The sequence below is a fragment of the Pseudohaliea sp. genome (assembly GCF_040217025.1).
In the GTDB taxonomy this organism is placed as follows: domain Bacteria; phylum Pseudomonadota; class Gammaproteobacteria; order Pseudomonadales; family Halieaceae; genus Pseudohaliea.
Map to the genome: position 1 here is coordinate 202,106 of NZ_JAVJOA010000012.1, position 14,167 is coordinate 216,272.

Consider the following 14,167-nt stretch of genomic DNA (forward strand, 5'->3'; position numbering starts at 1 on the left):
GCAGCCATGCGATACTGGTCCCTGCTTGCTCTGCTGGCTCTTGTCTCCGCCGTCCAGGCGGCGCAGGAGTCGGCAGACGCAACGGCGGCGGCCGTGCCCGAAGACGGCCGCCAGGCCGTTGCCATGCCCCCGCTGCAGCGGGCCCTTCTCCGCGAGGAGATGATCCAGCACACGGCCACGGTGCAGCAGCTCGTGGACCTGCTGGGCAAGGGTGAGCTGGCGCGGGCGGCCGAGGTGGCTGAACGCGACCTCGGCCTCTCTTCCATGGGCAAGCACGCCGCGGCGACTCGGGGCATGGGCCCCGGGCGCTTTTTCCCGCAACCCATGCGCAGCGTCGGCATCGGCATGCACGAAGCGGCCAGCCGCTTCGCCGAGGTCGCCCGTGAGGACGATGGCGAAGCGGCGCTGAAGGCACTCTCACCCGTGCTGGGCGCCTGCGTTTCCTGCCATTCGGCCTACCGGCTCGAGTGAAATCCACTCCCGGATAGAGGTCGATGCATGCGCTTGCTTCCGGCTAGCTAGAGTGGCGGAAAACGCCGCAGGGCGCGGCCATCTCCGGTAGCATTCCGTCCACTGCGGCCACTCCGGATACCCGTCCATGCCGAAGAGAACACCCCCAGAACGATGCGGCAGGCGCCGCGGCCCCACGCAATCGCGTCGCCGGCCTGCCCGGCAGGCGACCGGGATCGGAGAGGAATTCACCGGGACGGTGCGGGATATGGCGGCTACGGGCGAAGGTATCGTCGAGCATCCCTCCGGGCAGGTGTGCTTCGTGCCGGGCGCATGGACCGGCGAGCGCGGCCGGTTCCGGGTGACCGGCCACCGGGGCCGGGCGGCCCTCGGCGCTCTCGTCGCCCTGGAATGGCCCTCCCCGGACCGGGTCGCGCCCCCCTGCCCGCACCACGGTCACGATGACACCCATTGCGGCGGCTGCCCGTGGCAGTTCGTGGCCTACGGCGCGCAGCTGGCGGCGAAGGAGGCCAGGCTGCGGCGCGCCCTGGCGCGCTTCGGCGTCGAGGCCGCGCAGGCACCGATCTGGGCGGCGCCCGAGACCCTCGGCTACCGCAACCGGGCCCGGCTGCGCAGCGACGGCGAGCGGATCGGCTTCCTCGCCGCCGGGTCCAATCGGCTGGCGCCGATCGAAGACTGCCCGGTGCTTACCGCGCGCAACCGCGAAACCCTCGCGGCCCTGCGCGAGCGGCTCCCCGAGCCCGCCTGGCGGCCGCGGCGCCGCGGGCCGCTCACGGTGCTGCCGATCGACGATGAGCACGGCCCCGAGGCGGTCGTACCCGGCGCCCCGCAAGCCTTCCGCCAGGGCAACAGCGCGCAGAACGCGCGCATGCGCGAATGGCTGGCTAGGTCGATCGGAGACTACGCAGGGCGTGCCACGGTGGAGCTGTTCGCCGGCTCCGGCAATTTCACGGAGATCCTCGCGGCAGGGGGCTGCAGCCCTGTGCTGGCCGTGGACAGCGCCGGTAATGCGCTTGCCACCCTCGAGGGGCGGGCGCTGCCCGCCGCGACCACACAGGCCCTCGACCTCTTCGACGATACCGCCACGGCTAGGCTGGCGGAGGCGCTCGCGAGTGCGGAGTTGCTGGTGCTGGACCCGCCACGGGACGGCCTGCGCCAGCTACCGGTCTTCCTCCAGTACGCGCCCCGGCTGAGCGCCGTACGCTACATCTCGTGCGATGTCGCCACTTTTGCCCGCGACCTTGGCGTCCTGCTCGACGCGGGTTTTACGCTCGAAGCGGTACAGCCCCTGGACCAGTTCCCGCATACGCCCCACCTGGAGCTGCTGGCGACGCTGTCGCGTCCCGAGTGTCGCGTGCGGGGCTGAGCCAGCGGCCGTGGAGGCGTACCATGGCCAATGAACACCAAGCGGGAGGCAGTATGCACAGCGACAACCTGCATCTCTGGACGCACCACCATGTCTTCGGCCAGGACCGGCGCCGGGCGGGTGAGCGGCGGACCCTGCTGGTCATCGCCCTCACGGCCGCGACCATGGTGCTCGAAATCAGCACCGGTATCCTGTTCGGCTCCATGGCCCTGCTCGCCGACGGGCTGCACATGGCCTCGCACACCGTTGCCCTAAGCATCACTGCGTTCGCCTATGTCTATGCGCGGCGCCATGCCGCCAACCCGAGCTTCAGCTTCGGCACCGGCAAGGTCAACGCGCTGGGGGGCTTTACCGGCGCCCTGCTGCTCGCCGGCTTCAGCCTCGCCATGGCCTGGGAGAGCGTGGCGCGCTTTATCGCGCCGGTGCCGATCGCCTTCGACCAGGCCATCGGCGTAGCGGTGCTCGGTCTCATCGTGAACGGCGTTTCCGTGCTGCTGCTGGGCGAAGGCCACGATCATGGGCACGATCACGGGCACTCGCATGGGCATGAGCACAGACACGCCGATGGCCACGACCACAACCTGCGCTCGGCCTACCTGCACGTGCTCGCAGACGCGCTGACCTCGCTGCTGGCCATCTTCGCACTGCTCGCGGGCAAGTACCTCGGCCTCAACTGGATGGATCCGGCCATGGGCATCGTCGGCGCGCTGCTGGTCGCCCGCTGGTCTATGGGACTGCTGCGCGACACCAGCCACACCCTCCTCGACCGACAGGCGCCAGAGCCGCTCTGCGAGCAACTGCGCAGCGCCGTCGAGGGCCATGGCCACGACCGCATCGCGGACCTGCACCTGTGGTCCATCGGCCCGGGCCTGCATGCCGCAGAAATCGCTGTCATCACCCACGACGATCTGTCCCCCGATGAAGTCCGGGCGCGGCTTCCGGAGGCACTGCGTGTCGTCCACGCCACGGTCGAGATTCACCGCTGCCCGGCGGTCGACGCCTAGGAACGGTAGTAAAGACCAACAGAGCGGTACACGCGATCGTCGGCTAGACTGGAACCGAAAAGAGACCCCGGGGCAGGCCAATGAGGCAAAGAGAAACCGCAGCAGCGGCCATGATCACCTTTCTGCTGGCAATGCCGGTATTGGCCGACGAGCTTCCCGATGTCGTGGAGCACCCCATGGTCCAGCGTTACCCGGGCCAGGAGCTTCGCTGGCAGACCATCGACAACTACCGCGAGTTCCGGCTTCCCGTCGGTCCGGTCACCGGCTACCGCCACATCGACGACTGGGTCGACACGGAAGGCCGGGTGACGCGGACCTTCTATGCCCTGGAGGGCAGCGGGCGGACCTGGTCCGAGGTATACCTCAACTACCGGGGGGCCTTCGAGGCCGAGGGCTTCGAGATCCTCGCCGAGGGTTCCTCCGAGGACCGCAAGGGGCCCGCGGTCGGCGGCCGCCAGTGGCTGGAGATCTACCTGCGCACGAACCCCGCCGGGACGGGCGGCGAGGTCGGCACGCTGGCGGCGGGTTCCTCCACCTCCGGCGGCCAGGGCGCCTTCGTGGCGACGCGGGACCGGGCCGCCGGCCCCGTCTACGTGGTCGTCACCGTGGAGCAGCACGCCGAGGACTACATCGGCACCCTCGTCGACATCGTGGAAGTGGAGCGCGCCGAGACAGGCCTGGTCGCCGTGGACCCGGAAGCGATCGGCCGGGACCTCGAGGAGAAGGGCCGGGTTGTGCTCGACGGCCTCTACTTCGACTTCGACAGCCCGACCCTCCAACCGCGCTCCGCCGAGGCGCTCGGCAACATCGCCAGCTACCTGGACGCGAACCCTGAGCGCGCGTTCTACGTGGTGGGGCACACGGATGCCCGCGGTTCGCTGGGCTATAACCGCGAACTCAGCCAGGCGCGGGCCCAGGCGGTCGTCGATGCGCTGGTCAACGACCACGGCATCGCCCGGGAGCGCCTCGACGCCGCCGGCGTGGGTCCCCTGGTCCCGGTCTTCAGCAACGCCGACGACGCGGGCAGGGAGCGCAACCGGCGCGTGGAGCTCGTCGAGCGCCTGTGACGGCCGGCGTCATCGACGACCTCGCCGGCGACCCGCCCGGCGGCGGCCGCTGGGCCTGTGTCGCCGACACGGTCATGGGCGGGGTCTCCGCTGGACAGCTGCGCACGGAGCCCGTCGCCGGCCGGCGCGCGCGGCACCTGACCGGGACCGTCAGCCTCGCCAACAACGGCGGCTTCCTGCAGATGGCCATCGATCTCGCCGCGGACGGCAGCAGCGTGGATGCGAGCGCCTCTACCGGGCTCTCGCTGATCGTCTGCGGCGACGGCCAGGAGTACGGCGTGCACCTGCGCACGGACGACGTGCGGCGCCCCTGGCAGAGCTATCGGGCCCGCTTCCGGGCACCGGGCGCCTGGACCACCGTCACCCTGCCCTTCAGCGGCTTTGCCCCGCATCGCCTCGACGCACCCCTGGACCTTTCCCGGCTGCGGCGCATCGGCCTGGTGGCCATCGGCCGGCCCGGGCCCGTGGACCTCGCCCTGGGTGACCTGCGGTTCTATTGAACGGGCGCAGCAGCCCCGCCTTCACGGCGCCACCTCCTATGGCCTAACATAGGACCACGGGGCCACGGCATTTACCCTGGGTCCCGATCCCCCAGCCACCACGAGAACGGAAAGCACCCGTGAGCCAAGTCGACGAACAACGCGAGAAAATCCGCAGTGCCACCGGCTTCATCGCCGCCCTCGACCAGAGCGGGGGCAGCACCCCGAAGGCCCTGCGACTCTACGGCATCGAGGAGGACGCCTGGACCACGGACGCCGAGATGTTCGACCTCGTGCACGCCATGCGCACGCGGATCATGACCGCCGACGCCTTCGACGGCGAGCGCATCCTCGGCGCCATCCTGTTCGAGGACACCATGGACCGGGAGGTCCTGGGGCGGCCGACCCCCGAGTACCTCTGGGGCGTCAAGCACGTCGTGCCTTTCCTCAAGGTCGACAAGGGCCTCGACGATCCCGCCGACGGCGTGCAGCGCATGAAGCCCATCCCGGGGCTCGACGACCTGCTCACCCGCGCGGTCGGGGCCGGGATCTTCGGCACCAAGATGCGCTCGGTGATCAAGGAAGCGAACGACACGGGGATCAATGCCGTGGTGGCGCAGCAGTTCGAAATTGCCGGCCGCATCATCGACGCCGGCCTCGTGCCCATCGTCGAGCCGGAGGTGGACATCCACTGCCCCGACAAGGCCGCTGCCGAGCAGCGGCTGAAGGCGGGCATCCTCGCCGCGCTGGAACAGCTCGGCGAGGGACGGCAGGTCATGCTCAAGCTGACTCTGCCGGAAGAGGACGGTTTCTACAGCGACTGCGTCGCCCACCCCGCGGTGCTGAGGGTCGTGGCGCTGTCCGGCGGTTACAGCCGCGCGGAGGCCAACGAGCGCCTCGCCCGCAACCCGGGGGTGGTCGCCAGCTTCTCCCGCGCCCTGACCGAGGGGCTCTCCGCCCAGCAGAGCGACGAAGAGTTCAACACCGCGCTCGACCGGTCCATCCAGAGCATCTACGACGCCTCGGCGACCTAGGGCCCGGACCGAACCGGTGGCGGGGCGTCAGCCGCGCCACCCCTCCAGTTCCAGCAGCCAGCGCTTGCGCGCCATGCCGCCGGCGTAGCCGGTGAGGCTGCCGTCCGCGCCGATCACCCGGTGACAGGGCACGACGATGGGCAGCGGGTTGCGGCCGTTCGCCGCACCGACGGCGCGCACCGCCCGGGGCCGGCCCAGGTCGCGGGCGAGGTCACCATAGCTGCGGGTCTCGCCGAAGGGGATGGCCGCGAGCGCCGCCCACACGGTCTCCTGGAACGCGGTCCCGGCAGCTGCCAGGGGCAGGTCAAAGGCGCGGCGCCGACCCGCAAAATATTCGCCCAGCTGCGCCACGGCGCGGCTGAGCACGGGCGTGTCGCCCGGGGGCAGGCGCTCGACGTGGGTCCCGGGAAAGGCGATCCGCTCGAGCAGCCCGTCGCGGGCAATCAGCTGCAGGGAGCCCAGGGGAGTAGCCAGGATGGCCGCGCTCAGCATGACGGTTCCTCCGCGCGCATCGTTCATCGTTCCCTGTAGCTTAGCCCGAAATGGCCACCTGCGCGCGGTAGTGGCGCCGCCAGGTGAAAAAACCGACGGTCACGATCACGAGGTATGCAGCGAAAAGCGCCGCAGTCAGCTTCAGTCCCCGGTCGAGGTAGAGCACGATGCTCACCCCGTCGACGACGATCCAGTACAGCCAGTTCTCCAGGATCTTCCGCGCCACCATCCAGGTAGTGACGATAGCCCCCCAGGTGGTGAAGGCGTCGAGATACGGCAGCGCGGCATCGGTGTAGCGGGTCAGGAGCGCCCCGGACAGGACGGACAGCACGAGGACGCCGGTGATGGCGAAAAAGTGATCCCGCGGTCCGAAGCGGCTGATCGCCAGGGCGCCGGTCTCACCCGGGCGCTTCCACTGCCACCAGCCGTAGACGGCCATGCCGAGGTAGTAGACCTGCAGCGCCGACTCCAGGTACAGGCGGACCTGCCAGAAGAGCACGAGGAAGATCGCCGTGCTGGCGAAGGCGGCATACCAGCACCAGAGGCTCTCCCGGGCCGCCAGCAGCAGGTAGGCGATGCCGAGGAGGACGGCGAGCGCCTCCCAGGTCGCCAGCCACTGCCAGGCGGCCGCCACCGGTCAGCGCGCCGCGTCGATCGCCAGCGCACCGGGAATGAACTTGCACACGAGCACCTGCCTGCCGAAGCGCTCTGCGCTGGCCCGCAAGGCGCGGGCCACGGTGCGCATCACCGTGTCGAAGTCACCGCGCAGCTGCGTGCTCATGGCATTGGTCACCACCGTGAGCCCGGCTTCGTCGGCCAGGTCGTCGATAAGCGCGCGGATCGGTGGTTCATAGTCTTCCTGCAGCGGGTAGAGGCTGATTTCGGCGGTCAGTTCCATGGGGTGTTCCGGGCTTGTTGCGGATCGCCAGTATAGCGGCAGCAGCGAGCCGCTTCAGGTCTTGACGAGGAGGGCGGCGAGCAGCGGTGCTTCCCACGACCCAGCAAAAGCTGCAAGCTAGTGCGCATCCACGAAACCAGCTCGGCTTGCCCGACCACGATATCGTGCGCGCGATATTTTCGCTGTCGCCAACCTGCGCTGGAAAGCCAAGGGCCTTCGGCACACGGACCGGAGCCTGAACAAGAACAAAGGGGGACGTTGTGAAAGCAATCATGCCAGGGGCGCTGGGCCGGTACTCGCCGATCCCTGCTGCTATCGTCGTGTCTCTTGCGACCCTCCTGTTCGCCACTGCACTACCCACCCGGGCCGAAGGAAAAATCTGGGAGACCGACCAGTCCGTTGAGCGAAAAGTCGGCGGGGTCTACGTATTTATGGCAAGGGAGTTTGCGCGCGACGCGGAGCCGGAGTCGTTTTCCGTCATTGCCACGGAACGAGAGACGAGTATCAGAGGTATTTTTCGAGGGGTGTGCTCGCCGGTGGTCGCGGTCGATATCAGGCTGACCGACGCCCGCAAGGTCGATTTGAGCCGCTTTGCAGAAACCCACCGCGGCGCCGATTTACCCATCGATGCAACGCTGAGGGCCATGCGCGAGTCACTGGTCGAACAGTGCGAGCAGTTACAGGTCATCCGGCTCAGCTTCGATGCCATCAACGAGCGCCAGCGCGACTACTCCTACACGGGCACCCTCAGCAAGGCCAACGGCTGGCAGCTACAGGACGGCAGAATAGCCTCGGACTACGATAGCGCTTATACCTTCAGCCTGCTCATGCACAGCCCCTTCAGCGCGGCCGGAGTCCGATACAAAGGTGGGTGCGAGGACGAACCGACGCTTTTACTCGAGGCAATCTACCAGAACAACACGGAGCGAGCCGCCGCAAAGCCCATCCCCATGAGCGAATACGCGTTCATCGCGCCGAGGATAGCCAGCGCCTATGTCAGCGAATGCCCGGGCGTGACACGCATACGCTATGCGCTGAATCCCATGCCCGATGATTATCGGTGCAAAGAGGACGGCGATTGCTTTATGGAGGCCGTGCACACGCCTGCCGCAGACAATAGCTGGACCATCAGCAAACAGCAGTTTGAGTTGAAGGAATACAACAATCCCATCGCCGATGCCCGGGATATGTTCGAAGTGCTTGCGGCAGGCCGCTTTGACATTCTCGCGGACTATGACGGCTTCTTCCGTTTCTACTTTGAAAACTGGTTTGGCGCGTATTCCGACATGTGCAAGGCGCACATAGAAAACCCTGTGGGCCGCAAGACGCAGATCGTCGAGCGCACCTACGATAACGGCGTCTTGATAGACGAGGATTTCGGCGCAGAAAGGCTGATCGTGATCGAGAGCGCCTATGCCGACGACTATGACCGCTACTTCGGCTCTGCAAAGGCCTGGGCCACGACCTACGTACTCAACAAGGTAATGAGCCAGCAAAGCAGTGCGCGAGGGCCGGTCGACGCTGTGTTCAGCAGCTTCGGTTTCCTGACCGCCACCATCGATCAGCTCGAAGACATCACTCGCGATCGTTGCAGGGACGACAAGCTGCTCACGGCTCAGACGAATATGATCAGCTACGCGCGCAAGCAGCCCGCCGCCATTACCGGCAGGTACGACACCAGCAAGAAGCCACTCATCAAGTATCCGGACAACGGGCCATCGGCCCCCGCCTTTACAGCCGCGCTCCAGGAGCGCCGTCGCCAGGCCGAACAGGCGATTCGTCAACGCAATCAGATCGGGACAATCGAGGACTGGCAAGTGCGCCAGGCGAATATTCAGGGTGACTCTCAGCCAGCTAGAGTGCCGGGAAGCAGTACCTCAGGGAAGTCGACGCCCGCTGCCGCAGCAGGGGGCGTCGACAGCGCCAGGCAGTTCCAGGACCGGGAGCAGCTCGTTCAGGACCAGCAACGCCGCGTCGCCGCCAAGCTGCAGGAGTTCCAGGAGCGCATGATGAAGGCGGGCAATCCCGGCGAACGCCAGGCGATACAGCTAGAAATGCAGGAATACTTCGCAACCATCCAGCAACAGTTGCAGCAGGAATTGCAGGCGTTCGACTAACTGTCAGGACGATGTGACGGTCGCCGCCAGGACCGTTGCAAGGCCGTCGGCTTCGCCGCCGCGGCTGGCAGCTTCAGACCTCGGCGAGCGCGGCGGCCAGCAGCGGCGCGAGTTCCACGGCGTTGCTCTCGTGCAGGATCGAGTCGGTGCTCAGCACCTCGCCCACACCGGCTTCGGCGAGCACCGCCAGGGCATCGCCCGCGAACAGGGCGTGGGTCACCGCCACATCGACGCGGGCCGCGCCCGCCGCGCGCAGCGCCCGGCAGGCTTCCGCGAGGGTGCGGCCGGTGCTCGCGACATCGTCGACCAGCACCACCGAACGCCCGGCAAGGGGCACCGCTGGCAGCTCGATGACCACGGCGCGGTCGCCGCTGCGGGTTTTCGCCGCCACGGCGTGATCGAGGCCGGCGCGGTCGGCGATCGCCTCGACCCACTGCGCGGACTCTTCATCCGGGCCGAGCAGCAGCGGCGCATCCTCGCGCGCGGCAAGGCGCGCCGCGAGCGGTTCCGCGGCGCTCAGCGCGAGGGCCCGCGGTACCGGCACCGCGTCCGCCAGCACCGGCGTCCGGTGCAGGTGCGGGTCGACGGTAACGACGGTGTCGAAGCAGCGCGCCAGCTCCCGCCCGATGATGCGCTGGCTGACCGCTTCCCCGGGGTGGAAGGCCTTGTCCTGGCGCATGTAGCAGAGATAGGGCGCTACCAGCGCGAGCGCTTCGGCGCCGAGTTCCCGGGCCGTGGCCGCCGCGAACAGGAGCTCGACCAGCTTGTCATTGGGCCGGTCGAGGCTGCGGCAGAAGAGCACCCTTGGCGGCACCGGCGTCGGCAGGCGCACCCGGCTCTCCCCGTCCGGGAAGCGGTGCACATCGACCTCCGCATAGGCGACGCCGAGCGCAATCGCGAGGCGCTGCGCCGGCGCGCGGTAGTCGGCGAAGCCGAGGACAACGTCGGCGACCGCGCCCATTCAACCGTCCACCGCCAGCACGAAGCCGCTGTCGGCCTCGGCGGCCTCGCAGGCGAAGGCGAAGTCCGCGTCGAAGGCCGCGTGAATCGCGTAAAGGGGTTCGCCCTCGCGCACCGGGTCGCCCACCTTGCGCAGCAGGTCGACCCCCGCGCCCTGGTCCAGGGGTGCGCCGGCCAGGCGGGCGATACGCGCCAGCTGCAGGTTGTCGATCGCCGCCACCTTGCCGTCCCGGGGCGCGGCGATCTCGCGGCGCAGGCGCCCCGGCTCCGGCGGCTCGGGGTTGAGGCCCTGCATCTCCATGATCGCGCGCATGCGCTCGAGGGCCCGGCCGGAATCGAGGATGTCGCGGGCGAGCACGTAGCCCTGACCGCCGCGCACGTCCGGGTCGAACTCGAGGATGCGGCTCGCCAGCTGCAGCGCCTTCTCGCGCAGGTCCCGGGGCTGGTCCGGGTCGTTTTCCAGCACCTGCATGATGTCCCGGGCCTCGAGCACGGGCCCGATGCCGCGGCCGATGGGCTGCAGCCCGTCGGTGATGATCACCTCCACGTGCAGACCGGTGCGGTCGCCGACGAACTCGAACAGCTTGCGCAGCCGGAGCGCCTCGGCCTGGTTGCTCACCTTGGCCGTGGGCCCCATGGGGATGTCGACCAGGAGGTGCGTGGCGCCGGCGGCGATCTTCTTGGCGAGAATCGAGGCCACCAGCTGCCCCGGAGAATCGAGGGACAGCGGCCGCTCCACGGCGATGAGAATGTCGTCCACCGGCGCCAGCCGCGAGGTACCGCCCCAGGCCAGGCAGCCGCGCTGCGCGCGCACCACCTCGTTGAAGCGCCGCGCGGTGAGTTCGACGTTGGCCAGCACTTCCATGGTATCCGCGGTGCCGGCGGGCGAGGTGATGGCGCGGCTGGAGGTCTTGGGAATGAACATGCCGTGGGCGGCAACGATGGGCACCACGAGCATGCTGGTCCGGTTGCCGGGAATGCCGCCGATGCAGTGCTTGTCCGCGACCAGCGGCTCCTTCCAGTCGATGCGGTCCCCGCTCTCGGCCATGGCGCGAGTGAGATGCAGCACCTCGTCGCGCTCCATGCCGCCCTGGGTACAGGCCACCAGGAATGCCGCCATCTCGATCTTGGTGTAGCGGTGCTCGCCGATCTCGCGGACGATAGCCCGGTAATCGGGGTAGCCGAGGGTCTCGCCGGCGATCTTGCGGTGCACCGCGCCGATGGAGCGCGGCGGCCGCGCGTGCGCAATCCGGGCCGCCTCCCCCTCCGCGAGACCCAGCTGCTGGAAGGCCTGCAGGCTGAGGCCGAGCTCGTCCGGGCGGGTGATGGCGTCATCATCGACGACGTTGAGCACCGCGAGCACCGGCTCGCCGCCATCTGCCGGGGTGATCTCCACCTTGTTCAGGGCCTGGAAGCCCGCGCTGCGATAGACGTGGCAATCCCGGTGCAGGAAGGCGACGTTCTCCCGGTAGGTATCGATACCAACGCGCCGCACGGTCAGCGTGTGGCGTCCGTCACCGGGCATGGCTCTTTCCTTGTGCCGTCTGAAAGGCTACAGCTTGCCCCCGCGGCCGCCCCGCGTCTAGGACCCCGCGCCGCGCAGCAGCGGCGCAATCTCGTCGAGGGTCGCCGGATCGTCGATGGTGCCGGGCACCTTGTAGTCCTCGCCGTTGGCGATCTTCTGCAGCGTGGCCCGCAGGATCTTGCCGGAGCGGGTCTTGGGCAGCCGCGCGACTACCCGCGCATGGCGGAAGGCAGCCACCGGGCCGACTTCCCTGCGCACCAGGGCGACGACCTCGTCGGCTATCTCCGCCTCCAGCCGGTCGACCCCGGCGTTCAGGATCATCAGGCCCAGCGGTACCTGCCCCTTGATTTCGTCGCGCACGCCGAACACGGCGCACTCGGCCACATCCGGGTGGGAGGCGATCACCTCTTCCAGGCGCCCGGTGGACAGGCGATGCCCCGACACATTGATGACATCGTCGGTGCGGGCCATGATGTGGATGTAGCCATCCGGGTCGATATAGCCCGCGTCGCCTGCATCGTAATAACCGGGGAAACGCTCGAGGTACTTCTCGCGGAAGCCCGCGTCATTGTTCCAGAGCGTCGGCAGTGCGCCGGGCGGCAGCGGCAGCCGGATCGCCAGCGCCCCCATCTCCCCACGCGGCACCGGCTCGCCGGCCTCGTCGAGCACCGCGATGTCGAAGCCCGGCACCGCCTTGCCGGAGGAGCCGTGGCGCACAGGGAAAAAGCGCTCGCCGGCGAAATTGGCGATCGCCGGCCAGCCGAGTTCTGTCTGCCACCAGTGGTCGATTACCGGGACATCCAGCAGTTCCTCGGCCCAGATGATCGTATTCGGATCCGCGCGCTCGCCGGCGAGAAACAGGTACTGAAGACTCGACAGGTCGAAGGCCCCGGCGCCCTCCCCGTTCGGATCCTGCTGCTTGATGGCGCGGATCGCCGTCGGCGCCGTGAACAGCACTTTCACCCGGTGCCGCTCGATGAGGCGCCAGTAGGTCGAGGCATCCGGCGTGCCCACGGGCTTGCCCTCGAAGAGCACGGTGGTGGCGCCGCGCAGCAGCGGTCCGTAGACGATGTAGGAGTGGCCCACCACCCAGCCGATATCCGATGCCGCCCAGAAAACGTCGCCCGGGTCGATGCCGTAGATGTTGGCCATGCTCCAGTAGAGGGCCGCCATGTGGCCGCCGTTGTCGCGCACGACGCCCTTGGGGCTGCCGGTAGTGCCGGAGGTGTACAGGAGGTAGAGCGGGTCCGTCGCCGCCACCGTGGCACAGGGCGCGGGCTCGGTGCCGGCGACCGTTTCCCAGTCGAGATCACGGCCCGGCACCAGCCCGGCGGGCTCGGCCTCGCGCTGCAGGATGACGCAGTGCGCCGGCTTGTGCTCGCAGGCCTCGACTGCCGCGTCGAGGAGCGGCTTGTAGGAGATAATGCGCGCGTGCTCGATGCCGCAGGAGGCGGAGAGTACGACCTTCGCCCGGCAGTCATCGATGCGGAAGGCGAGCTCACTGGCGGCGAAGCCGCCGAAAACCACGGAGTGCACGGCGCCCAGGCGTGCGCAGGCGAGCATGCCGATCACCGCCTCCGGCACCATGGGCATGTAGATCACCACCCGGTCGCCGGGGCCCACGCCGAGTTCCCGGAGTCCGCCGGCGAAGGCAGCGACCTGGTCGCGGAGCTCGCGGTAGGTGAAATAGGTGACGGTATCGGTCACCGGGCTGTCGTAGATCAGGGCCAGCTCGTCACCGCGCCCCGCCTCCACGTGCCGGTCGATGGCGTTGTGGCAGGTGTTGCACCGGCCGTCGCTGTACCAGCGGTAGAGCGGCGCCGCGCTGTCGTCGAGGATGGTCTCCGGAGCGCGGACCCAGTCGATGACCTCCGCGGCCGCCCCCCAGTGTGCGTTGGCCTGATCCCTGTCCATGGTGTCCCCCTGCTGACCGTGGCGGCGGGCGGGGCCGCCCGCCATTCCGGCGCAGTATAGACAAGGGGGCGTGCGCGCACCCTTCAACCAAGGTCGAAGGGTGCCGGAGCCCTGGTGCCCGCCTCTCAGTCGCTGCTGGCGATCGCCGCACCGCGGCGACGCAGTTCGATGCGCACGCGACGCTCCAGCGCATAGCCGTCGAGATCGCCCTCCGCAGCCCGGGACTGGTCCTCGCCGTGGCCGTGGACCGAGACCCGCTCGACCGGAACCGCGGCATCCACCAGCGCACTGGCCACCGCCTGCGCGCGGTCCCGGGCGAGGACGGCGTTGTCAGCGGCGGGACCGCGCGGGTCCGCGTAGCCATCCACGCGCACCTCGATATCCGGGTTTGCGGCCAGGAACTGCGCCAGCAGGCCGAGCCGCGCTCTGCCGGCGTCGGTCAGCCGGCTCTCGCCGGTGCGAAACAGCAGTTCCAGCTCGAGCTGCTCCAGCGCCATGCGCGCGTAGCGGGCCGTTTCCCCCCGCTCCGCGCGCAGGGCCTGGTCAAGCGCGGCCAGGTCCTGCTCGAGGCCGGCGACGTCGCGCTCCCGCTCGGCGAGCTCGGCACTGACCGCAGGCAACCGGTCCGCGCGCTCAACCTGCTCACCGAGCCAGGCGCCGCCGAGGGCGCCGACAAACGCACCGAGGGGACCGCCGGCAGCGGCGCCGGCGGCAATGGCCGTCAGGGTCGTGGCATCGCGCTTGACCTCCGTGGCAACGGCCGCGCCGGCGGGTGCGGCGAGCACACTGCCGAGGACGAGGATGCTGGCTGCAGTAGTAAGGGGCTTCTTCATGGCTGTC

Annotated in this window: 14 protein-coding genes; 7 read left to right on the top strand and 7 right to left on the bottom strand. The window is 68.9% G+C overall.

What is annotated here, in order from left to right; translation table 11 throughout:
* Window positions 1–6 precede the first annotated feature (6 nt).
* The 6 genes from RKE50_RS17825 (at window position 7) to RKE50_RS17850 (ending at window position 5,421) form a co-directional block, all read left to right on the top strand.
* Window positions 7–471, top strand: coding sequence for a hypothetical protein (locus RKE50_RS17825; RefSeq protein WP_350038795.1), 465 nt, complete (start codon window positions 7–9; stop codon window positions 469–471).
* A gap of 247 nt (window positions 472–718) precedes the next feature.
* Window positions 719–1,837, top strand: a complete 1,119-nt coding sequence (locus RKE50_RS17830) for a class I SAM-dependent RNA methyltransferase (RefSeq protein ID WP_350038797.1) — start codon at window positions 719–721, stop codon at window positions 1,835–1,837.
* 23 nt (window positions 1,838–1,860) lie between these two features.
* Complete coding sequence (gene dmeF, locus RKE50_RS17835; protein WP_350038799.1) at window positions 1,861–2,841, top strand: CDF family Co(II)/Ni(II) efflux transporter DmeF; 981 nt, start codon at window positions 1,861–1,863, stop codon at window positions 2,839–2,841.
* Between the two features lie 110 nt (window positions 2,842–2,951).
* Window positions 2,952–3,908: an OmpA family protein gene (locus RKE50_RS17840; RefSeq protein WP_350038801.1), complete on the top strand. Its 957-nt coding sequence runs from the start codon at window positions 2,952–2,954 to the stop codon at window positions 3,906–3,908.
* Window positions 3,905–4,408 (top strand): CIA30 family protein, encoded by a 504-nt coding sequence (locus tag RKE50_RS17845; protein WP_350038803.1) that lies wholly within the window; start codon window positions 3,905–3,907, stop codon window positions 4,406–4,408. Before RKE50_RS17840 ends, RKE50_RS17845 begins: the two co-directional genes overlap by 4 nt.
* A gap of 119 nt (window positions 4,409–4,527) precedes the next feature.
* Window positions 4,528–5,421 (top strand): fructose bisphosphate aldolase, encoded by an 894-nt coding sequence (locus tag RKE50_RS17850; RefSeq protein ID WP_350038805.1) that lies wholly within the window; start codon window positions 4,528–4,530, stop codon window positions 5,419–5,421.
* A gap of 27 nt (window positions 5,422–5,448) precedes the next feature.
* On the opposite strand, the gene RKE50_RS17855 is transcribed toward RKE50_RS17850, so the two are convergent.
* The 3 genes from RKE50_RS17855 to RKE50_RS17865 are packed head-to-tail and all read right to left on the bottom strand — an operon-like array spanning window position 5,449 to window position 6,811.
* The gene (locus RKE50_RS17855) at window positions 5,449–5,913 is read right to left on the bottom strand and encodes a methylated-DNA--[protein]-cysteine S-methyltransferase (RefSeq protein ID WP_350038807.1); all 465 of its coding nucleotides are present in this window, start codon (window positions 5,911–5,913) and stop codon (window positions 5,449–5,451) included.
* A gap of 40 nt (window positions 5,914–5,953) precedes the next feature.
* Window positions 5,954–6,547, bottom strand: a complete 594-nt coding sequence (gene pnuC / locus RKE50_RS17860) for a nicotinamide riboside transporter PnuC (RefSeq protein WP_350038809.1) — start codon at window positions 6,545–6,547, stop codon at window positions 5,954–5,956.
* 3 nt (window positions 6,548–6,550) lie between these two features.
* Window positions 6,551–6,811 carry a YkoF family thiamine/hydroxymethylpyrimidine-binding protein gene (locus tag RKE50_RS17865; RefSeq protein WP_350038811.1) on the bottom strand — a complete coding sequence of 87 codons (261 nt, stop codon included), beginning with the start codon at window positions 6,809–6,811 and terminating at the stop codon, window positions 6,551–6,553.
* A gap of 260 nt (window positions 6,812–7,071) precedes the next feature.
* On the opposite strand from RKE50_RS17865, the gene RKE50_RS17870 reads away from it, so the two are divergent.
* On the top strand, window positions 7,072–8,928 hold the full coding sequence (locus tag RKE50_RS17870) for a hypothetical protein (protein WP_350038813.1): 1,857 nt from the start codon (window positions 7,072–7,074) through the stop codon (window positions 8,926–8,928).
* Between the two features lie 73 nt (window positions 8,929–9,001).
* On the opposite strand, the gene RKE50_RS17875 is transcribed toward RKE50_RS17870, so the two are convergent.
* The 4 genes from RKE50_RS17875 to RKE50_RS17890 all read right to left on the bottom strand — a co-directional run bounded on the left by RKE50_RS17875 (window position 9,002) and on the right by RKE50_RS17890 (window position 14,160).
* Window positions 9,002–9,889 (bottom strand): ribose-phosphate diphosphokinase, encoded by an 888-nt coding sequence (locus RKE50_RS17875; protein ID WP_350038815.1) that lies wholly within the window; start codon window positions 9,887–9,889, stop codon window positions 9,002–9,004.
* Complete coding sequence (locus RKE50_RS17880) at window positions 9,890–11,413, bottom strand: thymidine phosphorylase family protein (RefSeq protein ID WP_350038817.1); 1,524 nt, start codon at window positions 11,411–11,413, stop codon at window positions 9,890–9,892.
* Window positions 11,414–11,470: 57 nt separating this feature from the next.
* Window positions 11,471–13,327, bottom strand: a complete 1,857-nt coding sequence (locus RKE50_RS17885; RefSeq protein ID WP_350038819.1) for an AMP-binding protein — start codon at window positions 13,325–13,327, stop codon at window positions 11,471–11,473.
* A 125-nt stretch (window positions 13,328–13,452) separates the two neighbouring features.
* Window positions 13,453–14,160 carry an OmpA family protein gene (locus RKE50_RS17890; RefSeq protein WP_350038821.1) on the bottom strand — a complete coding sequence of 236 codons (708 nt, stop codon included), beginning with the start codon at window positions 14,158–14,160 and terminating at the stop codon, window positions 13,453–13,455.
* Between the last annotated feature and the right edge of the window lie 7 nt (window positions 14,161–14,167).

Coding starts and splice junctions, on each gene's coding strand:
- RKE50_RS17825 (WP_350038795.1), top strand. CDS start 7: ATGCGATACTGGTCCCTGCTTGCTCTGCTGGCTCTTGTCTCCGCCGTC.
- RKE50_RS17830 (WP_350038797.1), top strand. CDS start 719: ATGGCGGCTACGGGCGAAGGTATCGTCGAGCATCCCTCCGGGCAGGTG.
- dmeF (WP_350038799.1), top strand. CDS start 1,861: ATGGCCAATGAACACCAAGCGGGAGGCAGTATGCACAGCGACAACCTG.
- RKE50_RS17840 (WP_350038801.1), top strand. CDS start 2,952: ATGATCACCTTTCTGCTGGCAATGCCGGTATTGGCCGACGAGCTTCCC.
- RKE50_RS17855 (WP_350038807.1), bottom strand. CDS start 5,913: ATGCTGAGCGCGGCCATCCTGGCTACTCCCCTGGGCTCCCTGCAGCTG.
- RKE50_RS17865 (WP_350038811.1), bottom strand. CDS start 6,811: ATGGAACTGACCGCCGAAATCAGCCTCTACCCGCTGCAGGAAGACTAT.
- RKE50_RS17875 (WP_350038815.1), bottom strand. CDS start 9,889: ATGGGCGCGGTCGCCGACGTTGTCCTCGGCTTCGCCGACTACCGCGCG.
- RKE50_RS17880 (WP_350038817.1), bottom strand. CDS start 11,413: ATGCCCGGTGACGGACGCCACACGCTGACCGTGCGGCGCGTTGGTATC.
- RKE50_RS17885 (WP_350038819.1), bottom strand. CDS start 13,327: ATGGACAGGGATCAGGCCAACGCACACTGGGGGGCGGCCGCGGAGGTC.
- RKE50_RS17890 (WP_350038821.1), bottom strand. CDS start 14,160: ATGAAGAAGCCCCTTACTACTGCAGCCAGCATCCTCGTCCTCGGCAGT.